This is a genomic window from Streptomyces sp. SBT349 (assembly GCF_001083795.1).
Classification (GTDB): Bacteria; Actinomycetota; Actinomycetes; order Streptomycetales; family Streptomycetaceae; genus Streptomyces.
Map to the genome: position 1 here is coordinate 1 of NZ_LAVK01000433.1, position 5,336 is coordinate 5,336.

General features: G+C 69.4%; 4 protein-coding genes and 1 pseudogene. 2 read left to right on the forward strand and 3 right to left on the reverse strand.

Translation table 11 applies throughout. The annotated features are described in order from the left end of the window. Nucleotides 1-361 precede the first annotated feature (361 nt). Nucleotides 362-943: a GNAT family N-acetyltransferase gene (locus ADY01_RS32080; protein WP_049580252.1), complete on the forward strand. Its 582-nt coding sequence runs from the start codon at nt 362-364 to the stop codon at nt 941-943. A 384-nt stretch (nt 944-1,327) separates the two neighbouring features. On the opposite strand, the gene ADY01_RS32085 is transcribed toward ADY01_RS32080, so the two are convergent. Next, a complete protein-coding gene (locus tag ADY01_RS32085; RefSeq protein WP_049580253.1) occupies nt 1,328-1,924 on the reverse strand; it encodes a hypothetical protein in 597 nt (198 codons plus the stop codon). Between the two features lie 341 nt (nt 1,925-2,265). Here ADY01_RS32085 and ADY01_RS41955 point away from each other — a divergent pair. Next, a pseudogene (locus ADY01_RS41955) lies at nt 2,266-2,442 on the forward strand (hypothetical protein); the annotation flags it as partial. A gap of 39 nt (nt 2,443-2,481) precedes the next feature. Here the strand turns inward: ADY01_RS41955 and ADY01_RS32090 are convergent. Both ADY01_RS32090 and ADY01_RS41085 read right to left on the reverse strand, forming a co-directional pair. Then, nucleotides 2,482-3,399, reverse strand: a complete 918-nt coding sequence (locus ADY01_RS32090) for an NADP-dependent oxidoreductase (RefSeq protein ID WP_049580254.1) — start codon at nt 3,397-3,399, stop codon at nt 2,482-2,484. Between the two features lie 1,696 nt (nt 3,400-5,095). Beyond that, nucleotides 5,096-5,336: hypothetical protein (locus ADY01_RS41085; RefSeq protein ID WP_049580256.1), on the reverse strand; the 241-nt coding region annotated here is incomplete at its 5' end.

Below are 5,336 nucleotides of genomic sequence, written 5' to 3' on the forward strand. Positions count from 1 at the left end.
GACCCCCGCCCGAGCGAGGACGCCGAGCAGCAGCAGACCGCCCGGGCCGCCCCCGCCGCCACGGTCGCGTCCGGGTCCGCTCACTGCCCGCCGACTCCCTGGCCGGTTACCGGGACAACTCGCCTTCCCTCGTCGTGGATACCCTTCTCGACCCGTGGATCGCCCGGCACAACCGGTTCGCGCTCGATTCCGCGCCCCCTTCAGATCACCGTCACCTTCGACGATCCCGTGCCTGTCCGTCAGAACACGGCCGGCCGTGTTCTGCGCTCCGTTAGGTTCTCGTCGGCATCGCCGGCGCCTCCCACCGAGACGACCTCTTTCTCGTTTGCCGCCGGCCAGCCCGGTCGGATAGGAAGCGTGCATGCTAAAGGGCAGCAAGGTCGGGCTCAGGGCCCGGCACGAGGACGACATCCCGATCCTGAAGCCCGAGCTCTACGACGACGTGGTCAACGCCTCGCGGGCCGAAGGCGGGCCGTGGCGGCCGATCACGCCCGGCTCGAAGGACTCGCCGCTCGTGGTGGACGACAAGGAGCAGCGGCACGTCCCGTTCTCCGTGGTGGAACTGGAGGGCGGCACGCTGGTCGGCACCGCGTCGCTGTGGGACATCGACAACCACAACCGGTCCGCGCACATCGGGCTGGGGTTGCGGCCGTCCTTCCGAGGCAAGGGCTACGGCACCGACGTGGTCGCGGTGCTGTGCCTCTACGGCTTCGTCGTGCGCGGCCTGCAGCGGCTGCAGATCGAGACGCTGTCGGACAACGCCGCGATGCTGGGCGCCGCCGAGCGCAACGGCTTCATCCGCGAGGGCGTACTGCGCTCCTCGGCCTGGGTGATGGGCCAGTTCCTGGACGAGGTGCTGCTCGGGCTCCTCGTCCACGACTGGAAGCCTGCCCCGCAAGCCGAAGACCGCAAAGACACCTCCACCCAACCCGGCGACACGTGACATGACCCCGGATCCGCCGGTGTCATCATTCCCGAGCGTCTGCGACGTCAGCACGCCCCCGCGGACGCGCAGCAGGGCCAGGCTCTCCCCGCTGCACGGCCCGAGGCGGGCGACGGCTACCCTACGATCCGGCTATGACGACACCGCACTTCCCGGCTGGCTGGTCCTGCTGCCCCGCCGCCACGTCACGGCGATCCATGAACTCACCGACGCCGAGGCGACAACGCAGGGAACGTGGCAGGTGCGGTTGTCCCGGGCGCTCCACGCTGTGACGGGCTGCATCAAGACCTTGGCGCATGTGCACTTCCACGTGATGCCTCGCATGGCGGACCTGACACGCCTCGGATCGACATCAAGACGGTTGCTGAGGGTCACCTCCGACGCTCAGGCCACCGCCGGCACGACCTCGGCCAGACGGCGGCGTCTCCCGTACGCGACGGTCAGCATGGCCAGCAGCGGGCCCCACAGGATCAGCGGCGCGTAGCAGAGGTAGAACCAGGCGGCCTCCCAGCCACCGGCCTGGCTGGGGAAGGTATCGGGCAGATCGTCACCTCGCAGCGTGACGTCCATGATCTGGGTGGCGGGGAAGAGCACCGTCCACAGGAGCGTGAGGACCGCGGCGCCGATGGCGGCCAGGACGACCGCCGACCTCGCCGGGACCCGGCGGCCGCGCAGGAACGGTACCCAGCACGGGAACACCTCGCCCCAGCGGGCGACCAGGCCGATCGCGGTGAACGCGAGGATCTCGGACAGGACCGACAGGAAGACGACGTACGCCCGCTCGCCGAGCCCGATCTCGTCGTCGAACGCGACCGCGAGCCGCCAGATGCCGGCGGGCAGGACGGTGAACGGCACAGCGTAGGCGGCCAGGCGCGTCCGCCGAGACACTCCCGCGACAGGCTCGTGGGCCGCCCGCCACGCGGCGCGAACCCGCCCGGGTCGAGCGGCGGCGGGTGCTTCGGCGTGCAGAAGCGACTGCATGTGCGGTCCTCAGTCTCAGTGGGCTCACGGTCGGCCCGTTCCTCATAAAGATCGCAGTCAGGGGGGCGCCGAGGATCGCTCTGCGGGCCGACCCCTCTCCCCCCTCCGGCCGATGAAGCGGTACGCCCAACGGTTGATCCGCCTCGGCCTTACCTCAATTCGGGCCTCATCGGCGTGCGCCCGCGTCTCCCGAACTGCCAGAGAAACGCTGCTCCTGCGACAACAGCATCCACGCCTCCTCCTACCGCTCCCCTCTCGCCGCCGCCCCGCAAGGAACTGCGCAACACCGCCGCCACCTACGCCAACCACCCCGATGCGCTCCCGCGGGGACAGGCCCGGCAGTGCCCGGCGGCGGCATCGAGCTGTCACCCGACGAGATCAAAGCCCTCCACACCAGGTGGTCATCCTGTTGGACTCCGAGCGAGGTCGCGCAGCAGTTGGCCGGGATCGGCACGCCCTGGTATGTAGCCGCAGGCTGGGCGCTGGATCTGTTCCGCGGCAGGCAGACACGCATTCATGGGGACATCGATCCGCACCTGCTCGCCCAGCCTCGCGCCCTATGGACGAACGCGGATGATGGTCTTGCCCTTGATCCGCTCTGTCGGGTTGAAGGCGGCAACGGCGTCGTCGAGGGTCGCGACGTGGCCGATGTTTGTCCGTACTCGTCCGTCCCGCACTCGCTGGACGACCTCGCCCAGCTGCGCGCGGTCGGCCTCGACGACGAAGTCGATCGCCAGGCCGTCCGTCGGCCGTGCCTCGGGCGGGCCGGCGATCGTCACCAGCGTTCCCCCGGCTCGAACCAGACCCGCAGAATCCTTCCCGATGTCGCCGCCGATAACGTCGAAAACCAGGTCCACTCCGCCGATGTCCTTCAGGGCGTCGTTGTCGAGGTCGACGAACTCCTGCGCGCCGAAGTCGAGTGCGGTCTGCCGGTCGGCGGCACGTCCGGTGCCGATGACGTAGGCGCCGGCCTCTTTGGCGAGCTGGGTCACCATCGAACCGACTCCACCGGCCGCACCATGCACGAGAACGCTCTGCCCCACCTGGAAGCGGCCGTGCACGAACAGTCCCTGCCACGCGGTCAGGCCCGAGATCGGCAGGCTCGCCCCCACCGTGAAATCCACATCGCCTGGCAGCGGCGCGACGTTACGCGCCTCGATAGCCACGTACTCCGCCAGGGTGCCGTCGCGAGTCCAGTCCGCGAGGCCGAACACCCGCTGTCCCACCGACAGCCCTCTCGTGCCATAGCCGAGCGCGCTGACCACGCCAGCCACCTCGTGGCCGGGGATCGACGGCGTGCGGTCCCGCCCAAGGCGATCGGTCCAGGTCCCGGGCCATGTCAGCTCGCCGGGGGTGAATCCCGACGCATGTACCTCGACGAGGACATCGTTCCCGGTCGCCTCCGGCTCCGGCCGCTCCGCCAGCGTCATCCCAGCCGTTCCTGCGGCCTCGTCCGTCACCACAATCGCTTTCATCGGGCACCTCCCTGTGCCTAGTCTTCGCCTCCCACCACGCTATTAGCGTCGCCAGAGCTCGGCGTTTCACGACAGCAGATGAGCTGGCATCAAGAATGCGGCTATAGCGCTGCAAATGACCATATACCGCGTACGGCGCAATCGACGTACTCGGAAGTCCCCGTAACGGAGTGTCCTGACCGTTCCTCCCCTGCGATCTCTTGGTTTGGGGTCGGTGGTGGTGAGAGTCGGTAGGTGGTGTTCTGCTCGGAGGTATAACGGTGCTGGTCAGGGGCCTTTATAGGGGGTTGGTCGCTGTCTTGAGGTGTGAGGTTGGCTGTCGACCCGGTATGTGCGTGCGGTGGCTGAGATGGAGGGTGTCTCGGGGCCCGCGGTGTGGCGCTGGTCGGAGCGGGGTGTCGGACTGTGGTGCGGGCGCTGCTGGGCGAAGTGGGCGGGGACGTCACTGGGTTGAGGCGTCGGCTGGTCGCTGCCGATGGCGGGGCCTGGGTGCCGTCGGACGGGGCGGGCGTTGCTGACCGGGCGGGAGCTTGAGGCGGCCGAGCCGTGCCGGCCGGATCCGCTCAGCGAGCTGGGCCTGAACGTCGTGGCCGAGAAGGGCGGCGGCGGGCAGGTGTTTCTGCGGAAGCAGAAGCATCTGGCGCAGGTCCCGGTCCTGGTACCGGGCGCCCAGGTGGTCCACACACCTGCAGTGTCCTTGGGGCGCTGCGCGGTCTACGGTTCGCCGGCTGCTTGCCTCGCACGGGGAAGAAACGCTGAGCCTGCGTCATGTTCGTCCGGGCTTTGGAGGTGGTTGGCCGCGGCCGAGCGTGATGAGTCCGCAGCCGCCTGGCCTGGTTCGCGAGTCCAGCGCGGTGAGCGGTTCATCGTCACTCCGCAGGTCCGCCGCCTGCTGGCAGTGGGGAAGGGGAACGTCGTGGCGGTCCACCGTGAGCTGACCACCCGTGCACCGCGCGATCCGACGCGATCTGGCACCGGGTGCTCGGGTTTGGGGGAGGGGCGCGGTCCCCTGCATGAGTTGCTGGTTTTGGTGGGTGGGGGTGCTGTGCGCGGTGTGGGTGGGGCGTGGCCGGGAGGATCTGGTAGCAGAGTTCTTCAGGTAGGTGCAGTGGGCCAGCGTGGCGGGGCCTGTGGGCTGGTTTCGCTCGTGGGTCAGGAACGCGGTTCGTCGGTTGTCATCTCTCGCCGTCTGTTCCGCTCGCCGGTGTGCCCGGTGTGCCTGGTGGCGCACTGTGGGTTGAGTACCGGTGTGGGTTTCGGTGCCTGCGGGTTTGTGTGCGGGATGGTGACCGGGGGGTGGCGGTGTGTGCCAGGGGGACCGCGGCCTGGCGTGGCCGCGCGCCGTAGACCAGTATTAGTGGTTCGAGACCGCCTTCATGGACAGCCCACTGAGCCACACCGCGCTTCACGCTCAGGCCGCACCACGAATCACGTGCCGCCGTCGGCCCCGGGTGACGGTGCAGCAGGTGGTCTGGCCGTTTCATCCCGCTCGTCGTGGGGGACCTGGACGAGTTCATCCCCCGGTGGGCCGAGTGGCTCGCCCAGGCGGCGCACGGCCGGCTCACCGACTCACCCACCCCGGACGCATGCCCGAACGCGACCCCGGGGCTCCTGGAGGCTATGACCGCATGGTCCGTCCACCGTTCCCCCCAATCCGAGCGCGGGGTGAACGGCCCCGTCCCGGCGGCCGGGTCCTTTACGCGACCCAGTCGAGCCCCAGGTCGGCGAGCTGCTGGAGCTGGCCGGGGGTGAGCTCGGCACACCTGCTGTTGGGCAGCCACACCGCGAGTCTGACCTCGACGCCGTCCTCCAGCGTCTCCACATGGGCCCTGGGGGCCACCACAGAGCCCGTCCGCGCCTTGTGCTGGGCCCCTGCCGCAATGCCCCGCTCGCAGGCGCGGAGCGGTGTGATGCCGAGCTTCTCCAGGCGCTCGCGC